Source organism: Burkholderia sp. Bp9143 (assembly GCF_003853645.1).
Lineage (GTDB): Bacteria > Pseudomonadota > Gammaproteobacteria > Burkholderiales > Burkholderiaceae > Burkholderia.
In genome coordinates this window covers 53,808-75,375 of record NZ_QTPO01000039.1, presented here as the reverse complement: position 1 = coordinate 75,375, position 21,568 = coordinate 53,808, and the positions used below count along the sequence as shown (strand labels likewise).

Annotated in this window: 15 protein-coding genes and 3 pseudogenes; 9 read left to right on the top strand and 9 right to left on the bottom strand. The window is 68.1% G+C overall.

The features are described from left to right. Positions 1-39: 39 nt before the first annotated feature. A pseudogene (locus DIE23_RS26665) lies at positions 40-198 on the top strand (porin); the annotation flags it as partial. A 159-nt stretch (positions 199-357) separates the two neighbouring features. Here DIE23_RS26665 and DIE23_RS26660 read toward each other — a convergent pair. The 4 genes from DIE23_RS26660 to DIE23_RS26645 form a co-directional block, all read right to left on the bottom strand. Further along, positions 358-840: a hypothetical protein gene (locus DIE23_RS26660; RefSeq protein ID WP_124614857.1), complete on the bottom strand. Its 483-nt coding sequence runs from the start codon at positions 838-840 to the stop codon at positions 358-360. 155 nt (positions 841-995) lie between these two features. After that, a complete protein-coding gene (locus DIE23_RS26655; protein ID WP_124614856.1) occupies positions 996-1,463 on the bottom strand; it encodes a sodium:proline symporter in 468 nt (155 codons plus the stop codon). 33 nt (positions 1,464-1,496) lie between these two features. Further along, entirely contained in the window at positions 1,497-2,156 is a 660-nt protein-coding gene (locus tag DIE23_RS26650) for a nitroreductase (protein WP_124614855.1), read from the bottom strand. 162 nt (positions 2,157-2,318) lie between these two features. Next, entirely contained in the window at positions 2,319-3,299 is a 981-nt protein-coding gene (locus tag DIE23_RS26645; protein ID WP_124614854.1) for a LysR substrate-binding domain-containing protein, read from the bottom strand. Between the two features lie 57 nt (positions 3,300-3,356). On the opposite strand from DIE23_RS26645, the gene DIE23_RS26640 reads away from it, so the two are divergent. The 3 genes from DIE23_RS26640 to DIE23_RS26630 all read left to right on the top strand — a co-directional run bounded on the left by DIE23_RS26640 (position 3,357) and on the right by DIE23_RS26630 (position 6,408). Then, a complete protein-coding gene (locus DIE23_RS26640; RefSeq protein WP_124614853.1) occupies positions 3,357-4,256 on the top strand; it encodes a DMT family transporter in 900 nt (299 codons plus the stop codon). Between the two features lie 607 nt (positions 4,257-4,863). Further along, complete coding sequence (locus DIE23_RS26635; RefSeq protein ID WP_124614852.1) at positions 4,864-6,018, top strand: branched-chain amino acid ABC transporter substrate-binding protein; 1,155 nt, start codon at positions 4,864-4,866, stop codon at positions 6,016-6,018. An 87-nt stretch (positions 6,019-6,105) separates the two neighbouring features. Continuing rightward, on the top strand, positions 6,106-6,408 hold the full coding sequence (locus DIE23_RS26630) for an XRE family transcriptional regulator (protein WP_124614851.1): 303 nt from the start codon (positions 6,106-6,108) through the stop codon (positions 6,406-6,408). 123 nt (positions 6,409-6,531) lie between these two features. On the opposite strand, the gene DIE23_RS26625 is transcribed toward DIE23_RS26630, so the two are convergent. Then, positions 6,532-10,128, bottom strand: coding sequence for an indolepyruvate ferredoxin oxidoreductase family protein (locus tag DIE23_RS26625; RefSeq protein WP_124614850.1), 3,597 nt, complete (start codon positions 10,126-10,128; stop codon positions 6,532-6,534). Between the two features lie 103 nt (positions 10,129-10,231). On the opposite strand from DIE23_RS26625, the gene DIE23_RS26620 reads away from it, so the two are divergent. Next, complete coding sequence (locus DIE23_RS26620) at positions 10,232-11,137, top strand: LysR family transcriptional regulator (RefSeq protein WP_124614849.1); 906 nt, start codon at positions 10,232-10,234, stop codon at positions 11,135-11,137. A gap of 195 nt (positions 11,138-11,332) precedes the next feature. Here DIE23_RS26620 and DIE23_RS26615 read toward each other — a convergent pair whose 3' ends face one another. Beyond that, a complete protein-coding gene (locus DIE23_RS26615; RefSeq protein ID WP_124614848.1) occupies positions 11,333-14,386 on the bottom strand; it encodes an FAD-binding and (Fe-S)-binding domain-containing protein in 3,054 nt (1,017 codons plus the stop codon). A gap of 153 nt (positions 14,387-14,539) precedes the next feature. Between DIE23_RS26615 and DIE23_RS26610 the strand changes: the two genes are divergently transcribed. Continuing rightward, positions 14,540-15,430 (top strand): LysR substrate-binding domain-containing protein, encoded by an 891-nt coding sequence (locus DIE23_RS26610; protein ID WP_124614847.1) that lies wholly within the window; start codon positions 14,540-14,542, stop codon positions 15,428-15,430. A gap of 24 nt (positions 15,431-15,454) precedes the next feature. On the opposite strand, the gene DIE23_RS26605 is transcribed toward DIE23_RS26610, so the two are convergent. Next, positions 15,455-16,303 carry a LysR substrate-binding domain-containing protein gene (locus DIE23_RS26605; protein ID WP_124614846.1) on the bottom strand — a complete coding sequence of 283 codons (849 nt, stop codon included), beginning with the start codon at positions 16,301-16,303 and terminating at the stop codon, positions 15,455-15,457. Positions 16,304-16,412: 109 nt separating this feature from the next. On the opposite strand from DIE23_RS26605, the gene DIE23_RS26600 reads away from it, so the two are divergent. Next, positions 16,413-17,060 carry a LysE family translocator gene (locus DIE23_RS26600; RefSeq protein ID WP_124614845.1) on the top strand — a complete coding sequence of 216 codons (648 nt, stop codon included), beginning with the start codon at positions 16,413-16,415 and terminating at the stop codon, positions 17,058-17,060. A 164-nt stretch (positions 17,061-17,224) separates the two neighbouring features. On the opposite strand, the pseudogene DIE23_RS40375 reads toward DIE23_RS26600, so the two are convergent. Continuing rightward, positions 17,225-17,746, bottom strand: a pseudogene (locus DIE23_RS40375) (LLM class flavin-dependent oxidoreductase); the annotation flags it as partial. Between DIE23_RS40375 and DIE23_RS40755 the strand changes: the two are divergent. Beyond that, positions 17,730-18,119, top strand: a pseudogene (locus DIE23_RS40755) (helix-turn-helix domain-containing protein); the annotation flags it as partial. The pseudogenes DIE23_RS40375 and DIE23_RS40755 overlap by 17 nt on opposite strands. A 179-nt stretch (positions 18,120-18,298) precedes the next feature. Here DIE23_RS40755 and DIE23_RS26590 read toward each other — a convergent pair. Then, positions 18,299-19,528 carry a collagen-like triple helix repeat-containing protein gene (locus DIE23_RS26590; protein ID WP_124614843.1) on the bottom strand — a complete coding sequence of 410 codons (1,230 nt, stop codon included), beginning with the start codon at positions 19,526-19,528 and terminating at the stop codon, positions 18,299-18,301. Between the two features lie 339 nt (positions 19,529-19,867). Between DIE23_RS26590 and DIE23_RS26585 the strand changes: the two genes are divergently transcribed. Then, positions 19,868-21,568 (top strand): dihydroxyacetone kinase family protein, encoded by a 1,701-nt coding sequence (locus DIE23_RS26585; protein ID WP_124614842.1) that lies wholly within the window; start codon positions 19,868-19,870, stop codon positions 21,566-21,568.

The window sequence follows — 21,568 nt, the reverse complement described above, 5'->3', positions numbered from 1 at the left end:
GGTGCGAGATTCGGTGGAAATCAACATAGATGTGTTTAGCGGGGCCTCACGGAGGACAACGACTTCGGCGGCGTATTCGCGACGCCGGGCGACCTCGAGAACGACGACAACGGCCTGCGCGTCAGCCACTCGGTGAAAGACACGAGCCCGCCGGTCTCCGTCTTCCAGTTCGCCGCGCTGTACGGTTTCGGCGGCATGCCGCGGCATCGGTCGGCTCGTACGGCGTGAACTCGGGCACCGATACGCAGGAACTCTGCGATCGTCGGCATCCGCCACCAGTTCTGACGGCAGCGTCCCATCGCGATGCCCCGGCGAACGCACACTGCGGTGTGCGTCCGCCGCGCTGTGTGCGTCGACTCAATGCCGCCGCATGCCGCCGAACCCGTGGCCGCCGCCGACGAAGGCCGGCCCATGGTGGAAGCCCGCGCCCATCGGAACGCCGACTCGGCCGCGCATGCCCCCGTCGAAGTGACCGAAGTGACCGACGTGCCCGAAGTGGTCGAAATGATGCCGGTGATGGAAGTGGTCGATGAAGACGAAACTCACGCCGGTGCCGACGAAGACCGCCGGCCCCCAGTACCACGGGTCGGCGTACGGATAGGCGGTGTCCGGATACCACACGATGCTGCCGTCCGTGCTTTGCACCATCTGCCACGTGCCGTCGCTTTGCCGGCATGCTCGCCCGACGATCTGCTGTTCCGTGCCGTCGATTTCTGCTTGCGCGACGACCGCACGGCAACGGGCGCCTTCGTCCAGCGAGTCGTCGTACGTTTGCGCAAGCACACACATCGAACACCCGAGACAGACGACCCCCATCCCGAACCGAAACAAGTTGTACATGATCGGCTCCTGCATTGTTGCCCCCGACCACTCGACCCTTGGCGTCACGGACGACGCGCGGCTTCGTATAGGGTCACCCGACCATTAAACGATAGGACACGCCGGGTTATTCCAGGGGTCGTGATGCGAAAGAGTGCCGCGGCGAGCGCCGACGATCATGCGCGCGGCGAACGCCGGACGATGCAGTAGACGCCCGCCGCACTTACGCCGAAGACCAGATGGGCGACCAGCGTGATCGCGCCGCGCACCGGAACGAACCACGGGAAGATCGCGGTGAACGCGTGCAGGTTGACGCCGTAAAGAACGAGTCCGAACACGCCGCCCGCGAGCAGCGCGGCACCGGGCGACAGGTTGCGGACCAGCTTCGCCAGCACGGCCGCATAGGCAAGCGACAGCGCGGCATGCACCAGCGTTGCCACGCCCATGATCGTCGGATCGAACCCCGCGGGCGCGCCGAGCACGGATCGCCCCATCACGAGGGCGGCCGTCAGGCGTGCGTCGCGCAGCAGGTTGTGGATCGCATCCTCGCCGGCAATCGGCCAGAGCAGCAGCTCGATGACGGTCGAGCCGACCGCCGCGCCGAACGCTGCCCAGAGAATCGGGACGGGACCGTTGTGTTTCACTTGCCCTCCGCGATGGCAGCGCGCCGAGCGGACTTACAACGGACGTTCGCAGTCCGTCCAGTACGCGAACGGATCGCGATGCTTCGGATAGTGCTCGTCGAGCCATTTCAGCAACGTCGCGCGCGCGTTGTCCATGTCGGCCTTCGACGACGACGTCGTCAGCTCGTGCACTTCGACGGACTTTTCCCGATCCATCACGTAGCAGTTCCAGTCGGGGCCGTCGAGATCCGGATCGTCGGACGCCTTCGACGACTTGCGCCAGCCGAACCCCTTGCGCGCATCGATGTAGTAGCGCGGATGCACTTTCAGATACGACATCTCGCCGCCCTGCAGGCTGCTTTCCGCGCGCAGCACGTCGCGTTCGTCGACGATCTGCGTGACTTCCGGCAGCCGGCGCGAGCGCCAGCCGGCCGGCAGCGTCGCCGTCGCCCGCACGGCGTCGTACGGGCCCCACGTCAGGCCCCAGGCTTCGGCCATGCGCTTCATGAACGCATCCGCGCCCGGATAGCCGCGCAACTGGATTCTCGTCGACAACGTGACTTCGACGCGGCCGTCGGCGCCGGCGGGGTCGCCTGCCGCCTCGAACGGGTTGCCCGGGCGCGACGCGCGCTGCTGCGCGTCCGCGGGCGCCATGCCCGAAAACAGCTGGTCGAGCGCCGCACGCGCTTTCGACGACTTGTCAGGTCTATTCATTCCTCATTCCCTCTGCATTCGAACGGTTCCACCCGCTCGATTCTCGTTTATCTGTCGGATCCCGCGGTTTTCCGCGGTCGCATTGTCGACGATCCGGTATCCCGGGTCGAGCGGCGGCGACATCCGCGCCGCCTTCGTCGCGCACCTGAACGCCGCTGCCGCCTATTCCAGCGCGGCCCGCATCCGCTCCATCAGTGCGAGCACCTCCGGACGATTCTCGCCCTTCGCATGCACGAAGTGATACCTGAGCAGCGACTCGACCTCATGCCGGCTCACGCGGACGAGCGCGCTGCGCTTGAGATACGCATCCGCGAGCGGCATCCGCGCCAACGCCACGCCGAGCCCCGCTTCGGCCGCCGCGAGCACCAGGTTGTAGTCCTCGAAACGGCGATCCTGCGCGCGCGGCTTGAACGGAATGCCGAGCCCGTCGAACCAGGTGCGCCAGCCGGTCACGTCGGAGTCGTGCAGGAGCGGCATCTCGAGCAGCGCGGCGTCGCCGTTTCGACGGCGCCGCGCGGCCAGTTGCGTGGCCAGCCGCGGATGCGCGACCGGATAGAGCGTCTCCGGCATGAACTCGCGGGTCTCGAGCTGACGCCAGTTGCCGCGCCCGTACCGGATCGACAGATCCGCTTCGCCGGCCGCGATATCCACATTGCGAAGCTCGATGCCGAGCTCGATGCGCAACGCCGGTGCTTCGCTCTCCAGCGCATGCTGGCGCTCGAGCAGCCAGAGCTGCGCGAACGCCGGCACCACGCTCATCCTGACCAGTCGCGGCGTGCGCGGCGAGCGCCACTGATCGGCCGCGCCGTCGATGATGGCGAACGCCTGTTCGATCCGGCCGACGAAGCGCTGGCCGTCCGGCGTCAGCCGCACGCCGCGCGCATGACGTTCGAACAACGCCATGCCCAGCCAGTTCTCGACCGCCGCCACGCGCCGGCTGATCGCGCCGTGCGTGACGCCGGAGACGTCGGCGGCCGCCAGAAACGAACCCTGACGCGCCACCATGCAGACGGTCTCCAGGCTGGCCAGCGGCGGCCGCGGGCCGGGTGCCGACGTGACGGCCGGCAGCGCGTCCGCCACACGCTGCCGCGTGTGCGCCGAGCCATCGGCCCGGCGTCGCACCGAGCTGTGAGCCATATTCATACCCGCAGGTTGATCTGTGCGCTAGCTTAACATCTCGCCACGCCGCACCATTGCCGCATGAATACGCTTTCCTCCTCGTCGCGCGGCGCGCGACTGCCGCTCGTCGCGGCCGGCGCGGTGGCATTCACGATCGTCTCGTGGGCCTCCGCCTTCCCGTTCATCCGGATCGGCCTGCACGGGCTGGCCCCACTGCAACTCGCGGCCGCACGCTTCGGGACCGCGGCCGTGCTCGTGATCGCATGGCTCGCGTGGCGGCGGCCTCGCATGCCGGCCAAAGGCGACGCGTTGCGCTTTCTCGTCTGCGGCTTTCTCGGCATCGCACTCTACAACGCGCTGCTCAATACCGGCGAGCAAACCGTGTCGGCCGGCGCGGCGAGCTTCATCGTGAACACGCTGCCGATCTTCACGGCGCTGCTGGCCGCGGTGTTTCTGCGCGAACGCTTCAATCGCTGGGGATGGCTCGGTTCGCTGGTCAGCCTGGCCGGCATCGCGGTGATCGCGCACGGCCAGCCAGGCGGTCTCGTTCTCGGCTCCGGGAGCACGCTGATTCTCGGCGCGGCGCTGTGTTCGGCCAGCTATTTCGTGCTGCAGCGGCGGCTGATTCCCGTGTACGGCGCGCTGCCCTGCGCCGCATATACGCTGCTGGCCGGTGCGCTGCTGCTCGCGCCGTGGTTGCCCGGCGCGCTCGTGTCGCTCGGCGGCGGCGCGTCGCACGACACGGCGCTCGCCGTACTGATGCTCGGCGTCTTTCCCGCCGCGCTGGGTTACGCAACCTGGACCTTCGCACTCGGCTACTTCGGCGCGGCGCGCGCCGCCAATTTCCTCTACCTGACACCGGCGGTCGCGACCGCGCTGTCGATGGCGCTGACGGGCGAGCGGCCCGGCATCGAGACAGTATGCGGCGGCCTGCTGGCGATCGCAGGCGTGATCTTCGTGGCCTTGCGCGGACGGACGTAGGCTCGCGGCTTCGTCGAACGGCAAGACCGATCCGAAGAACGATCCGGCAGCGGTCCGGTGAAGCCGGGCCCCGTCATCTGCAAAGCGGGATGCACACGCAGCGCGGGCGGCCCGCACCCATTCGGCGGCGCGGACGGACTTGACCGTTAGTTGCATAAATCAGATGACGAGCTCGCCCCTGTATCGCGATGAAACTGTGCAGACAAATCGACCGAACAGTTCCCGATTGATTGCATCGCTCTGTCCATGGTCAACGGGATCGGCGCGGTCGAATAATCGGGGCAATCGGCAACGCAAGACGGCCACCTGCACGACGGAACGCAACACCACCGCGCAATCGCATCACATTTGCGCAAGCCTGCGTAATTCGCCGACGCGAGCGGAAACGGGTTCCGATATATTCATACCAATTGCGTGTCGTCAGACGAAATCGGCCGCTCGCCCGGGCACTGCGTGACGCCTGCGTCGTTCGTCGACACCGACAGCCCGGCGACATGCAAGCCGAACCCGTCACGGGTCATGGAGACTCGTCCGGCACGCCGACCGCCTCACAAGGGCGCTCGGACGACCGGACGGCAACAGAAACATCAATCAACGGAGATGGCAGATGGAACGAAGCATTGTCGGCATGCGCTGCAAACCCCTGATCACCGTCGCACTGGCCGCCGCCGCATTTGCGGCCGCGTCGGGCGCGATGGCCGACCAGGTCGTGAAGATCGGCAGCGTCGAACCGACGACGGGCGGCATTTCGCACCTCGGCAAGGACAACGAGAACGGTGCGCGCCTCGCGGTCGAGGAAATCAATGCGAAGGGCCTGACGATCGGCGGCAAGAAGATCACGCTGCAGCTCGACGCGCAGGATGACGCGGCCGACCCGCGCCAGGCCACGCAGGTCGCGCAGAAGCTCGTCGACGACAAGGTCGTCGCCGTCATCGGCCACCTGAACTCGGGCACCTCGATCCCGGCGTCGAAGATCTACAGCGACGCGGGCATCGTGCAGATCTCGCCGTCGGCCACGAACCCGACCTACACGCAGCAGGGCTTCAAGACGACCTATCGCGTGGTCGCGACCGACGCGCAGCAGGGTCCGGCACTCGCGAGCTACGCGCAGTCGAAGGGCGTGAAGAGCGTCGCGGTGATCGACGATTCGACCGCGTACGGCCAGGGCCTCGCGAACGAATTCGAGAAGAAGGCGAAGGCGCTCGGCCTGAAGGTGCTGTCGCACGACGCGACCAACGACAAGGCCGTCGACTTCCGCGCGATTCTCACGAAGGTCAAGGGCGAGAACCCGGACGCGATCATGTACGGCGGCATGGACGCCACCGGCGGCCCGCTCGCGAAGCAGGCGAAGCAGCTCGGCCTGCGCGCGAAGATCCTGTCCGGCGACGGCGTGTGCACCGACTCGCTGGCCGAGCTGGCCGGCCCGGCGGCCGACAACGTGCTGTGCTCGCAGGCGGGCGCTGCACTCGAGAAGATGCCGGGCGGCGCGGCGTTCCTCGCGAAATACCAGAAGCGCTTCAACCAGGGCATCAAGTTCGATGCGCCGTTCGCGTACGACGCGGTCTACATCGCGGTCGACGCGATGAAGCGCGCGAACTCGACGGACCCGGCGAAGATCCTCGCCGCGATGCCGTCGACGAAGTATGAAGGCGTGATCGGCACGACGACGTTCGACGCGAAGGGCGACCTGACGCACGGGATCATCTCGATCTACGGCTACAAGAGCGGCAAGAAGACCTTCCTCGACCAGGTGAAGATGTAACACCCCGCGACGTCGGCACGACGGGAACGCCACCCGTCGGCGCCGGCGCCTTGCGGGCCGATTCAGGTTTTGCGGAGATGAAGCGACATGTGTGCAATGGCGTATGCGGAATTTCAACAGGAGTTGAAGAAAGCGCAGTTGACGGCGCGCGAGTTCGCCCGCCTGATCCGGATGAACGAAAGTTCCATCACGAACTATTCGAGCAAGGGCACCGTCCCTTCCCACCTCGCGGTCATCGCGACACTGATCGGCGCGCTCGCCGCGCACGAGATCGATTTCCGGCACGTCATCGGCAAAACGGGCATCGAGCCGAAACGGCCGCGCGGCGTCGGCGCGTTTCCGGCGGCGGGCAAGCCGCGCACCGCAAAGCGCCGAAACGGCGATTCATGAACGGCCGCGGTCGATCGGCCGCCGCGCCCCGCCCTCTCGCACCGCGCGTCGCGCCCATCCGCCCGCATTGCCGGTGACGGCGAGCACGGTCTGACAAAAAGCCGCGCCCGCCGCCGATGAACGTCACGCGACGGCGGCCGATCGCATCGTCATCCGGTACGTCTGCAGCAACCGCTCCCGCTTCTGCTCCGCTGCCGCCATGTTGCGCGCCTTCACGTGACCGAAGCCGCGAATGTCGTCGGGAAGGTTCGCGAGTTGCAGCGCGACCGGCAGACGCTGGGCGTCGAGCGTCGCGCAAAACTCGTCGACGAGCGCGATGTAGTCGGCAATCAGCCGGCGCTCGTCGCGCCGTTCCGCCGTGTGCCCGAATACGTCGAACGGCGTGCCGCGCAGCCCCTTCAATTTCGCCAGCACACGGAAGGCCGGCAGCACCCATGCGCCGAAGCGCTTCTTCTGCAGGTGCCCGTGTTCATCGCGCTTGGCCAGCAACGGCGGCGCAAGATAGAAGCTCAGCGTGTAGTCCCGCCCCGGGACGCCGTCGAACTGCTGACGCAGCTTCTCCAGATACGCGGGATCGGCATACAGGCGCGCGACTTCGTATTCGTCCTTGTACGCCATGAGCTTCGCCAGATTCGCGGCGACGGCGCGCGTCAGCGGCAGCCCCGACGCGCCGCCAATCCCAGCCTCCCGGGCACGGATGCGGTCGACCACGTCGCGATAGCGCCGCGCATACGCGTCGTTCTGGTACGCGGTCAGCAACGCTTGCCGCGCGCCGATCAGCGTGTCGAGCGATTCGGGCATCTGCACCACGGTTCGCCGCGGCGCGGCAGCAGGCTCGACGATCGACTGGACCGCGGCAGCGCCATGGTGCGCGATATAGCGCCCCAGCGTGAATGCGTGCTGATTCTTCTGGACCGACACGCCGTTGAGTTCGATCGCACGCAGCAGGCTCGTCAGTTCCAGCGGCAGCCAGCCTTTCTGCCACGCGAAGCCGAGCAGCAGCGGATTGCTGTAGATCGAGTCGCCGAGCAGCGCGAGCGCGAGCTGGTTGGCGTCGATGAACGCACATCCGTCGCCGATGCTCTCGCGCAGCTCGGCCTCGGTCTGCGTGCCCGGAAAGACCCATTTCGGATTCTTGACGAACTCCGCGGTCGGCGTCGCGCCGCTGTTGATCGCGGCGACCGTCACGCCATGCCGCGTGCGCGATAGCACGTCGTTCGATGCCGACACGATCGCATCGCACCCGATGACGAGCCGCGCTTCGCCCGTGGCAATGCGCGTCGCGTGCAGCGCGTCGGGTGACGCCGCGATCTGCACATGGCTGAGGACCGCGCCGCCCTTCTGCGCGAGACCGGCCATGTCGAGCACCGTGACGCCCTTGCGTTCGAGATGCGCGGCCATGCCGATCAGCCCGCCGATCGTCACGACGCCCGTGCCGCCGACGCCCGTCACGAGAATCCCGTACGCGCCCGCGAGCGCGGGCAACGACGGCATCGGCAACGCGTCGAAATCGAAAGCGTCCGCGCCGCCGCCGCGTGCCGCCGCGGGCTTGCGCAATTGCGCGCCCTCGGCCATCACGAAGCTGGGGCAAAAGCCCTTCACGCACGAGAAGTCCTTGTTGCACGACGACTGATTGATCTTGCGTTTCGTGCCGAGCGGTGTATCGAGCGGTTCGACGGACAGGCAGTTCGACTGCACCGAACAGTCGCCGCAGCCTTCGCACACGGCGTCGTTGATGAACGCGCGGCGGGCAGGATCAGGATAGGCGCCGCGCTTGCGGCGGCGCCGCTTTTCGGTCGCGCAGGTCTGGTCGTAGATCAGCACCGTCGTCCCCGCGATGTCGCGCAGCATGCGCTGGATCGAATCCAGCCGGTCACGGTGATGAACGTCGACGCCCGCGGGCAGCGCGACACCGGCGTCGTACTTCTCCGGCTCGTCCGTCACGATCACGATGCGCTTCGCGCCTTCCGCGCTCACCTGGTGCGCGATCTGCGGCACGGTCAGCACGCCGTCGACCGGCTGGCCACCCGTCATCGCGACCGCGTCGTTGTAGAGAATCTTGTACGTGATGTTCGCGTTCGACGCGATCGCCGCGCGAATCGCGAGCAGGCCCGAATGGAAATAAGTGCCGTCGCCGAGATTCACGAACACATGCTTGTCGCCGGAAAAATGCATCTGGCCGAGCCATGCGACGCCTTCTCCACCCATCTGGCTGAACGTTTCCGTCTTGCGGTCCATCCACATCGACATGTAGTGGCAGCCGATCCCCGCCAGCGCGCGCGAGCCTTCCGGCACGTTCGTCGACGTATTGTGCGGACAGCCCGAGCAGAACCACGGCTTGCGCTCGACCGACACGCGCGGCTTCGCCGCGTCGCGTTCCTTCGCATCGATGATCGCGACGCGCGCGAGCATGCGCGCCCGCACGTCGTCGGGCAGGTCCGCACGCGACAGGCGCCGCGCAATCGCCTTCGCGATGAGGGCCGGCGACAGCTCGTAGTGCGCGGGCAGCAGCCAGTCGCCCCGCGGCACCGACCATTCGCCGCCTTCGTTGTCGCGTTCGTCGAATTTTCCGTAGATCTTCGGACGCACGTCCTCGCGCCAGTTGTACAGCTCTTCCTTCAGCGCGTATTCGAGAATCTGGCGCTTTTCCTCGACGACGAGGATCTCCTCCAGGCCCGTGGCGAACGCACGCGCGTCCTGCGCATCGAGCGGCCACACGCAACCGACCTTGAGCACGCGCAGGCCGATCTTCGCGCAGGTCTCGTCGTCGAGGCCGAGGTCGCTCAGCGCCTGGCGCACGTCGAGATACGCCTTGCCCGCCGTGATGATGCCGATGCGCGGCGTCGGCGAGTCGATCACGATGCGGTTCAGCCGGTTCGCGCGGACATAGGCGAGCGCCGCGTACCATTTCTCGTCGAGCAGCCGCGCCTCCTGCGCGAGCGGCGCATCGGGCCAGCGAATATTGAGGCCGCCGTCCGGCACCGTGTAGTCGGTCGGCGTGACGATTTCCACGCGGTCCGGATCGAGGTCGATCGACGCCGTGGATTCGATCACGTCGGTCACGCACTTCATCGCCACCCACAACCCCGAGTAGCGGCTCATCGCCCAGCCGTGCAGCCCGTAGTCCAGGTATTCCTGCACGTTGGCCGGATAGAGCACCGGAATACCCGCCGCGATGAACGCGTGCTCCGACTGGTGCGCGACCGACGACGACTTCGCCGCGTGGTCGTCGCCCGCGAGCACGAGCACGCCGCCGCGCGCATCGCTGCCGGCGGAGTTCGCGTGCTTGAACACGTCGCCGGTCCGGTCCACGCCGGGGCCCTTGCCGTACCACATGCCGAACACGCCGTCGCGCGTCGCGCCCGGCCACAGGTTGATCTGCTGCGTGCCCCAGACGGCCGTCGCGGCAAGATCCTCGTTTACCCCGAGCTGGAACACGATGTCGTTCGCCTGCAGGTGCCGTTTCGCTTTCCATAGCGACTGATCGAGCGCGCCGAGCGGCGAGCCGCGATAGCCGGACACGAAGCCGGCCGTGTTCAACCCGGCCTTCAGGTCGCGCGCCTTCTGGAGCATCGGCAGACGCACCAGTGCCTGCGTGCCGCTGATGTAGACGCGGCCCTTTTCGAGCGTGTACTTGTCGTCGAGCGACACGGAAGTGTCGGGCGTGGCGGCCGTTTCGGCCGGCTGGAGCGACGCAACGGCGGGGTCGGGCGCGTTCATGGCAGGGCTGTCTCCGGGGGAATCGTGATTTTTCAGCGCAGTATAGGAAGCCGAATTGGTATCGTAAAATCACAAATAGGCAATCCTGGTATCCGAAAATCAGATGGCATTCGATCTCACGCTCCGGCAGTTGCGCTACTTCGCGGCGGCCGCCCGGACCGGCCAGTTTTCGATGGCGGCGGCGAACGAACATGTGTCCCAATCGGCGATCACCAATGCGGTGCTGGCGCTCGAACACGGTCTCGGCACACGGCTCTTCGAGCGGTTGCCGCAGGGCGTCGCGCTCACACCCGACGGCCAGGACTTCTACAACCATGCGCGCCGCGTGCTCGACGCCGCGCGCGATGCCGTGCACAAGCCGCCGTTCCGCTCGCACGACATGCGCGGCACCGTGCGCATCGCCGCGTCCTACACGGTGCTCGGCTATTTCCTGCCGGAACTGCTCGCCCGCTTCCGCGCGACCTATCCGTTCATCGAGTTCGACCTGCGCGACATGGAGCGGGCCGATAGCGAACGGGCGGTCCTCGACGGCGACGTCGACATCGGCGTGGTGCTGCTGTCGAACGTCGACAAGCTGAGCCGGTTCGGCAGCCAGGTGTTGATCCGCTCGCGGCGGCAGCTGTGGGTCGCGCCGACGCATCCGCTCGCGCAGCTAGACGCGCCGTCGCTGAAGGACATCGCCGCGCATCCGTACATCCTGATCACGGTGGACGAGGGCGAGCAGTCGACGCTGCGCTACTGGAAAAAGAAAGGGATCACGCCGAACATCGCGTTTCGCACCAGCTCGATGGAGGCGCTGCGCGGACTGGTGGCGCACGGCTTCGGCGTCACCGTGCTGTCCGACATGGTGTTCCGGCCGTGGTCGCTCGAAGGCAAGCGGATCGAAGCGCGGCCGATTCTGGACACCGTGCCGCAAATGGACGCCGGCATGATCTGGGCGAAAGGCGCGCAGCTGAGCGGGCCGGCCGCCGCGCTGCAGCAGTTCCTGATTCACGCGTGCGGGACGTGAAGCGCATCGCGCGCGGCGGCCATTGCGCACGATGCGTGCCGTTCAGTGAGAAATGGGCAAATGGGCTCGAGCGGCTGGCCGAGCGTTTTCGGCCCCATCGGCCCGATCGCGCGCACGACGGGTGTGATCGCGCTGGCGCTCCCATCGCAACAGGCCGGACGCTGCCATCTCACGCCGCGTCGGGCCAATCGCGCGTCACCCCGCCACACGCACATGCTCGAGCAGCGCCTGCAGCGGATGACGCACCCGCCGCGCGGACATGCGCTTCACCTGGCTGCGGCACGAATACCCGGTCGCCAGCGCTTCGCCCTGCTCTTGCGGAGCATCGACATGCGCGGCCCATGATTGCGCATAGATCGTCTTCGACGTTTGCAGGTTGCGCGCCTCGTGCCCGTAGGTTCCCGACATCCCGCAGCACCCGGTCGCCTGAACCGCCAGGCGCAGCCCGCGACGCGCGAACACCTGCGCCCACTGCTTGCCGCTGTCCGGCGCGTTGGTCTTCTCGGTGCAATGCGGCAACAGCCGGTACGCTGCCGATACGTCGCCCACGCCCGCCCCGGCCTCCGGCATCGCATCCAGCAGCCACTCCTGCGGCAGCGCGACCTTCGGCACGTCGGCGAGCCCCGTCACCTTCAGGTATTCCTGCCGATACGTGAGCGTCATCGCCGGATCGAGGCCGACGAGCGCGACACCCGAGCGCGCGAGCGCGGCCAGTTGTGTCGCGTTGCGAATCGCGGCCTTCTCGAACGCACGAAGAAAGCCCTGCACGTGCAATGCCTTGCCGTTCGGCGCGAGCGGCGCGAGCCACACCTGGAAGCCGATGCGCGCGGCCAGCTCGATCAGCGTCGCCAGTTGCTCGGTGTCGAAATAGCGTGTGAACGTGTCCTGCACGATGACGACGCTGCGTGCGCGCTGCGCGTCGATCAATGCGGCGAGCGCCTGGGGATCGGCCGGTCGCACGTTCCATTGCCGGATCACGGCCGCGAGATCGAAGCGGCTCAAGAGCGGACTATCCACCATGCCGACGTGCCGCTCGAGCAGCGTGCGCACCCAGCCGGCACGCATCAGCCCGTTGTACAGCGCAGGCACGCGCGCCATCCACGGCATCGTGAATTCGAGCGAACCGATCAGGTAGTCGCGCGCCGGCCGCAGGTAGCGCTGGTGATACAGCTCGAGAAAACGCGAGCGGAACTCGGGCACGTTGACCTTGACCGGGCACTGCCCCGCGCACGACTTGCACGCGAGGCAGCCGGCCATCGCGTCGTACACCTCGTGCGAAAAGTCGGCTTCGCCGGTGCGCGCGGCGCGGCTGTTGCGCCAGCGGGTAACGAAGCCGCTCATGAACGGCTGCCGCGCGCGCGCCGCCGCGACGACGTCGATGCCCGCCTGTCCTTGCAGGCGCAACCATTCGCGCATCAACGACGCGCGCCCCTTCGGCGACTGCACGCGTTCGCGCGTCGCCTTCCACGACGGGCACATCGCGTCGTCCGGATCGAAGTTGTAGCACGCGCCGTTGCCGTTGCAGTGCATCGCGGTGCCGTAGCTCTGCCACACGCGCTCGTCGATCTGCCGGTCGTGGTCGCCGCGCGTGGGCACCTCGTCGATCTTCAGCAGCCGCAGCGTATTGTCCGGCGGCGTCGCGATCTTGCCCGGGTTGAACTGGTTGTGCGGATCGAACGCGGCTTTCAGCTGCTGCAGCGACGGATACAGCTCGCCGAAGAACGCCGGCGCATATTCGGAGCGCACGCCCTTGCCGTGCTCTCCCCATAAAAGGCCACCATGCCGCCGCGTGAGTTCGGCCACCGCGTCCGACACCGGCCGCACCAGCGCGGCCTGCTTCGGATCCTTCATGTCGAGCGCCGGACGCACGTGCAGCACGCCCGCGTCGACATGGCCGAACATCCCGTACTGCAGCCCGTGGCCGTCGAGCAGCGCGCGGAATTCGGCGATGTACGCGGCCAGGTTCTCGGGCGGCACCGCGGTGTCCTCGACGAACGGCTGCGGGCGCGCCTCGCCCTGCACGTTGCCGAGCAGGCCGACCGCGCGCTTGCGCATCGCGTACACGCGCTTCACCGCATCGTCGCCGGTCGCGAGCGTGTGGCCCAATCGCTCGACGCTCGTGTCGGTCCGCAGGTGCTCGACGAACGCGCGCACGCGCGCATCGACGTCCTGCGCATCGTCGCCGCTGAATTCGATCAGGTTGATGCCGAGCGTCGGACGCGCTTCGTCCTGCGGAAAATACTCGGCCACGCTGCTCCACACGAAATCCTTCATCGCGAGCATCAGCACCTTCGAGTCGACCGTCTCGATCGACAGCGGCTTGAGTTCGAGCAGCGCGCGCGCATCGCGCAGCGCGTCCATGAAGCCGGCGTAGCGCACGTTGACCAGCACCGAATACTTCGGGATCGGCAGCACGTTCAGCTTCGCCTCGACGACGAAGCCGAGCGAGCCCTCCGCGCCGCACAACACGCTGTTCAGGTTGAAGCGGCCGTCCGGTTCGCGCAGGTGCGCGAGATCGTAGCCGGTCAGGCAGCGATTGAGCTTCGGAAACTTCGCGTCGATCAGCGCGGCCTTTTCGTCGCTGATCCCGCGCGCGGTGCGATAGACCTTGCCGACCCGGTCCTGCCGCGCGCAGCGGCGTTCCAGTTCGTCGTCCGCGAGCGCGTCGCTGTGCAGCGGCTCGCCGCCCATCAGCACGAAGTCGAGCGCGAGCACGTGGTCGCGCGTCTTGCCGTACGTGCAGCTGCCCTGGCCGCTCGCGTCGGTGTTGATCATCCCGCCGACCGTCGCGCGGTTCGACGTCGACAGTTCCGGCGCGAAAAACAGGCCATGCGGCTTCAGCGCGGCGTTGAGCTGGTCCTTGACGACGCCCGCCTGCACGCGCACCCAGCGCTCGTCGGCGTTGATTTCCAGGATCCGGTTCAGGTTGCGCGACAGGTCCACGACCACGCCGTCGGTCAGCGACTGCCCGTTGGTGCCGGTGCCGCCGCCGCGCGCCGCCACCGCGACGTCGCGGTGCGCGGGTTCGGCCAGCAGCCGTGCAAGCAGCCGCACGTCATCCGCATGCGCGGGACAGATCACCGCCTGCGGCAGCCGCTGGTAGATCGAGTTGTCGGTCGCCTGCACGGTCCGGTTCGCATGGTCCGCGCGGATTTCGCCGGCGAATCCGGCCGCCTGGAGGGCGGCGAGAAAGTCGCGGTAACGGCCCTCGGGCGGGCGGGCGGGACGGGGCAACGGAGCGATCGACATGGGATGAAAGCGCAATGTGGGTGGAGCCGGTGCGCTGCCTCGGTCATAACCATGAGTTTTGAGCAAGATTCCACGCAACCCGGAAATCCAGTATCTTGCGAATCACCGGGAGAAACAAACGAATTCTCCCCCGGCAAAACTTGCATAAAACTCATGAATTACCGTCGCCTGACCCCGTCCATGTCGCTGCTGCTGGTGTTCGAGGCCGCGGCGCGCCACGAAAGCTACACGCGCGCGGCCGACGAGCTGTCGTTGAGCCAGAGCGCGATCAGCCGCCAAGTCCAGACACTCGAGGATCAGCTCGGCGTGCCGCTGTTCCGGCGCGAGGGCCGCTCCGTGAAGCTGACGGAAGTCGGGCGGCGCTATTTCGCCGAGCTGAGCGGCGCGCTCGGGCGCATCCGCGGCGCGACGCTGCAGGCGATGTCGCATCAGGCCGGCGCCGGCACGCTGCGGCTCGCGACCTTGCCGACCTTCGGTTCGAAATGGCTGCTGCCACATCTGCACGACTTCTATGCCGCGCATCCAGGCGTGACCGTGCACCTGCATTCGCGGATCGGCGGCATCGACTTCCATACCGACGATCTCGACGCGGCCATCACCGTCGGCGCGGGCGAGTGGCCCGGCCTGCACGCGCACCGGCTGTACAACGAGTTCCTGATCGCGATCGCGAGCCCCGACGCAACCGGGCGCCGCAAGGCCGGCCAGCGTGCGCCGGCATGGGCGGTCGGGCAGACGCTCCTGGGCGTGACGAGCAATCAGCACGCGTGGGCCGAATGGTTCTCGCATTTCGGGCTCGATCACCGCGAGATGCGCATCGGTCCCAGCTTCGAGCTGACGTCGCACCTGATCCAGGCCGTGCGGGCCGGGATGGGGATCGGCCTCGTGCCGAAGGTGCTGGTTGAAGACGAGCTGAGCCGCAACGAGCTCGTATCGATCGGCGACGCGATCACCAGCCAGCGCAGCTACTACCTCGTGTATCCGCCGGAAAACGACACGCTGCCGTCGCTGGTGGCGTTTCGGGAATGGCTGTTGAAATCGTGCTGACGTTCGGGCGGACGGACAGCGCGATCACGCGCGCCATTCGTTGAGAATCTGTTCGGCGAGGTAATCGCATGGCGGGCGCGCCGACTGCGCGCTGCGCGCCAGCACGACCTCGATCTCGCCCAACGACGGCAACCCTTCGTTCGGCGACAGCTGCACGAGGTGCGCGGGGATGCTGCAGCGCGCGAGCGGCGCCACCGCGAGGCCGGCCTCGACCACGCTGAGCAGCCCGAGGAAGCTCGGGCTTTCATACGACATCCGGAACGGAATCTTCTGCCGCTTCAGCGCCTTGATCGCATGATCGCGCGCCATGCTGCCGTGCGCGAACAACGCGACCGGCAGCGGCCGCTCTTCCCACACGTTCCGTTTCGCCGAGCCCGTCCACACGATCGGCTCGAGCCGCACCCGTTCGCCGGTCACACCCTTGATCCGCGTGAGGCACGCGAGGTCGACGGTGTTGTCCTTCAGCATCGGCACGAGCGCGCTGCTCGGCTGGCCGATCACGCGCACTTCGACGCGCGGATGCATCGCGGCGAACTTGCCGAGCACCTGCGGCAGCAGCGACGAGATGTAGTCGTCGGGCACGCCGATCGTCACGCGGCCGCGGATCTCCGGCCGCACGACCGACGCCCACGCCTCGTCGCGCATCGCCAGCATCCGGCGGCCGTACTCGGCGAGCATGCGGCCGTCGTCGGTGGCCGTGACGTTGCGCGTGTCGCGGATGAACAGCGGCTTGCCGAGCGCATCCTCGAGCGCCTTGATCTGCATGCTCACGGCCGACGGCGACCGATGCACCGCTTGCGCGCCCTGCGCGAACGAGCCGGACTCCGCGACGGCCACCACCATCGCCAGCACATCGAGATCGAGCTTCTTCATGTCATTCAGAAAATCTGATTAATCGATTCAGTTTATCCCGTTTTACTGTCTACCTCCATGGCCGGACAATGAATCCCGTCAGCACTCACTCGTTGCAGGAAGCGGAAACATGCATACGTCCGGATCGCTCTACGGTTTTCTCGTCATCGGCGGCATGCTCGCGGTCACGCCGGGGCCGAACATGGTCTACGTGATGTCGCGCTCGATCGCGCAGGGGCGCACCGCCGGGCTGATTTCACTGGCGGGCGTGATGGTGGGCTATCTGTTCTACATGTTCGGCGCCGCGTTCGGGATCACGACGCTGTTCCTGAGCGTGCCGTACGCGGGCACCGTGCTCGGCGTGGTGGGCGCCGCGTATCTGCTCTATCTCGCTTGGCAGGCGGTGCGGCCCGGCGGCCGTTCGCCGTTCGAGGTGAAGACGCTGCCGAACGAGCAGCCGCTGCGGCTGCTCGCGATGGGCGCGACGACGAGCGTGCTGAATCCGAAGCTCGCGATGCTGTTCGTGTCGCTGCTGCCGCAGTTCATCGATTACCGGCAAGGCAGCGTGTTCGGCCAGTCGCTCTTTCTCGGTTCATTGCTGATCGCGGCGTTCGCATCGGCGAACGGGCTGGTCGCGATCTGCTCGAGCGGCATCGCGAAGTTCCTTCACGGGCGTCCGGCACTGCTTCTCGCGCAGCGCTGGGCGATGGGAGCGGTGCTCGGCGGCCTCGGGGTCCAGATGCTCGTCGAGGCGTCGAAATTGGCCGGCGTCGCGTGATGCGTACTGCAGGTCGCGGAACGGGTGAAGCACCGACCCGTACGCACCGCCGCCCGTCGCGAAGCAGCGCTCGTTGACGGCCGGCGACAAGCATCGCCGGCCATCACATTCACACGATCGCACGGTCGCTGGCGAGCGCAATCAGTTCGGCGCACTCGTCCGCATCACGCCGCAATCGCCTGCCGCTGCGCTTCGAGCTCGCGCACGAGCGGCAGCACGCGCTGGCCGAAGTACTCGACCTCCTCGATGAAATGCAGGAATCCGGCGAGCACGAGATCGACGCCGATCGCCTTCAACGCGACGATCCGTTCGGCAATCTGTTGCGGCGTGCCGATCAGGTTCGTCCGGAAGCCGTCGTTGTACTGCACGAGATCCTCGAACGTGGATTTCGCCCAATTGCCCTCGCCTTCCGGCGACGCGCGGCCGGCCTCCTTCACCGCATCGCCGAACGCATGCACGGCTTCCACATGCGCGTGCCGGATGATGTCGTCGAGCGCGGCCCGCGCCTCTTCCTCGGTGTCGCGCGCGATCACGAACGCGTTGACGCCGATCCGTACGCGATGGTTGTTCGCGGCGGCCTTCGCGCGGATGTCGTCGATCTGCGCCTTCAGGTTCTCCGGCGTATTGCCGTTCGTGAACTACCAGTCGGACACGCTGGCCGCGTTGTCGCGCGCCGCGCGCCGGCTCGAAGCGCATTCGTGGCCCGGCAATATCCGCGAACTGGAGAACGTGATGCATCACGCGCTGCTGGTGAGCCACCACGATGCGCTGCACGACACCGCCCCGAACCTGTCTTCGTCATGCGTGCCGGTCATGGCCGCGGGTGCGCGGGATGCGGCGAGCTGTGCGCCCGGCCAGGAAGCGCTCGAACTGGCGCTGTGCGCGCTGTTCGACGAGGCGCACGAGAACCTGTTCGAGCATATCGAGGACACGGTGATGCGCGTCGCGTTCGATTGCAGCCACCGCAATCAGATCCAGGCCGCTCGACTGCTCGGCATCAGCCGCAATGTGCTGCGGGCGCGGCTGATTCGCGCGAAGGCGATCGCGGCGGTCAGATAGGAGGAAGCGCGCGGCGACACGCAGCGCCGCGCTTTCGCGACGCGGGTAGCGCTCGCGCCGGCCCGCCGCGGCCCGCTTGCGTCATCCGCCGACGCAACCGATGCGGAGCGCCGCGCCGCCACGGCGAGCAGCGGCCAACGGACAGCGAACCACCCCGCCGCTCACCGCTCGGTGCATCACTACTTCCCGACGCCGCCGAGCACGCCGCCAAGCAGCGACGTCACCGATGCCAGCGGATTCGCCGCGGAACCGGCGCTCGATCCAGTGCCGCCCGCCGCGCTGCCGAGCGTCCCGGTGACTGTCGAGACGAGACCCGTCACCGGTGCCAGCGGGCTTCCCGCGCCGGCACCGGTCGTGCCGCCGAGCGCGCCGGTCAGCGAACCGAGCGGTGTCGAGCCGAGTCCCGACAACAAGCCGCCGAGCGGACCCGCGCCGCCCGACCCGCTCGGCGCGCCATTTGTCGGCCCGCTCTGCACGGTCGTGACCGAAGCACCGGCGAGGCTCACGATGAGACCGGGAATCGGCGCGATGCCGTTCGGGCCGTTGTAGTTGACGAGTCCGCCCGCGTTCGTCACGGTGTTACCGACCGCACCGACGAGCCCGCCTGCCGCGCCGACGATCTCACTCGCCGGGCCGACGGCCGGCTGCGCCGGGATCCCCAGCAGCCAGCCCGCCGTCGACACCGCGCCGCCGACCTGCCCGAGCAGGCCCGCCACCGGTTGCCCGAGGCCCGTCGTCGCGCCGATCTGCTGTGTGGTCCGGCCGGCCGTGAGCACGAGCGGCGTGACGACCGAGCTGATCTGTTGCGTGACCTGCTGCACGGGGCCCGACGACAGCGTCGAGCCGACCGTGCTGCCCGCCGCCCCGAGACCGCCGGCCACCGTGTCGAGCACCGCGCCGATCGGTGTAGTGACCGGCGCGAGCGGTGCCAGCGGCCCCGCGCCGAGCGCGCGGACCGTCTGCGCGAGACCCGCGACCGGATTGCCCGTCGTGGCAACGACCTCGCCGAGCCCGGCGACCGTCGTGCCGACCGGGTCGGCCGTCGAGCCGATCCGCCCGAGACCGTCGCTCAACGCATTGCTCGCCGCGCGGGAGATCGTGCTGACGCTCGAAATCGTGTCGCCGGCGCTGCGCGTCACGTTGTTGCCGAGTCCCGGCAGCGACATGCCGTCCACGGTATTGCCGACGGCGATGGCGAGCTGGCCTGCCGTGCTGATCGCGCCGTTCGTGCCGGGCGCACCGCTGGTCCCCCAGCCGCCGTCGGTCACGTTACCGGGTCTGGTGACGGTCGCGCCGCTGGTACTGGCGGCCACGCTCGACGGCGCGGTGACGTCGTTGCCGCCACAGGCGGTCAGTGCGCCGGCGGCGGCCAGCACCGCGGCGGACGTGAACATGCGGGTTCGATACATGATGGTCTCCTCGCGGTCCGGGCGATGGAATGTTCGAATATGGACCGGGGAACAATCAGCATTTTCCATGCCATGGTGCGGGCGAACGGGCGTCGCGGCCGCCAGGCCGGCATCCGCACGGGGTACGCGCCGCCGGCCCGCGATCACGATCGATGCGCTTCGGGCCCATGAGCGGTGCTGTTATCGTTACATTCGTGCTACGAATGCTTCGACGTTACGTAACGCTGACCGTGCGGCGCGCCGTTTTCCGATCGCGCCGCCTACGATCCACAGTACGTCGCCCGGCCGGCACCGCATGCGTGTCGCCGGCCTCCGTCCCACCATCAGGAAACCGTCGCCATGAAAAAACTCGTGAACCGCCCGTCCGATGTCGTGCGCGAAATGCTCGAAGGCGTCGCACGGCAGTCGCCGCATCTCGCGATCCTCGGCGACGAGCACGTGCTCGTCCGCCAGCCGCTGCCCGAGCCGTCGCGGCGCCCCGTCGCGATCCTGTCCGGCGGCGGCAGCGGCCACGAGCCCGCGCACGGTGGCTATGTCGGCGAAGGGATGCTGAGCGCGGCCGTCTGCGGCGAAGTGTTCACGTCGCCGTCGACCGACGCCGTACTCGCCGCGATCCGCGCGAGCGCCGGCCCGAACGGCGCGCTGCTGGTCGTGAAGAACTACACCGGCGACCGCCTCAACTTCGGGCTGGCCGCCGAACTCGCGCGCGCCGAAGGCATACCGGTGGAGACGGTGATCGTCGCCGACGACGTATCGCTGCGCGGCCGCGTCGAGCGCGGGCAGCGGCGCGGCATCGCGGGCACCGTGCTGATCCACAAGCTGGCCGGCGCGGCCGCCGCGCGCGGGCTGCCGCTTGCCCGCGTCGCGGAAATCGCCCGCGATGCGGCGGCCGAACTCGGCACGATGGGCGTCGCGCTCGATGGCTGCACGATCCCCGGCGCCGACAAGTCGGGATTCAGCCTCGCCGACCACGAGATCGAACTGGGCCTCGGCATCCACGGCGAGAAAGGCGTCGAACGCACCGCGCCGATGCCGGCCGATGCGCTCGTCGAGACGCTGCTGGCGAGCATCGTCGCCGACCTCGTGCTCGATCGCGGCGAACGCGTCGCACTGTTCGTCAACGGTCTCGGCGCGACGCCGGACATGGAACTGGCGATCGTGCTGCGCGCCGCGTACGACAACCTGACCCGGCGCGGCATCACGGTCGCGCGCGCATGGGCCGGCACATTCCTGTCCGCGCTGAACATGCCCGGCTGCTCGATCTCGCTGCTGCGGCTGAACGACGAGCGCGCCGCGCTGCTCGACGCGCCGACGCAGGCGCGCGCATGGCCTGGCGGCGGTGCCGTCAACGCGCGGATTCGCGTGGCCGCGGCAGCCGCGCACGAGCAGCCGCTGCCGCCGCTCGATGCGGCCGGCCGCGCATGGGCCGCGCGGCTGCAGCCTGCGCTGCATGCGATCGCGCAAGCGTTGATCGACCACGAAGCGACCCTGACGGAACTCGACACGGCCGCCGGCGACGGCGATCTCGGCGCGAGCATGCGTCGCGCCGCGCAGGCGATCCTCGCGTTGCCGGAAGCCGCGTACGGCACGCCGGCCGGTACGCTCGCGGCGCTGGGTGCCGCTTTGCGCCGCGCGATCGCGGGCAGTTCGGGACCGTTTTATGCGACCGCGCTGCTGCGCGCATCACGGCGTCTCGGCGACGCTGCCGAACCGTCGGCGCGCGACTGGGCCGCGGCCTTCCGCAGCGCGGTGGATGCGATCGGCGAACTGGGCGGCGCACGGGCCGGCGACCGGACGATGCTCGACGCACTGGTGCCGGCTGCCGATGCGTTCGACCGCGCACTCGATCACGATCGCGCCCCCGCGAGCGCATGGGCGGCCGCCGTGGAAGCCGCGGAACACGGCGCGCAGCAAACGGCCGGCATGACGCCGCGCGCGGGACGCGCGAGCTATCTCGGCGAGCGCGCGATCGGCACGCCGGATGGCGGCGCGGTGGCGGTTGCGTACTGGCTGCGTGCGTTGCTGCCGCACATCGGCTGA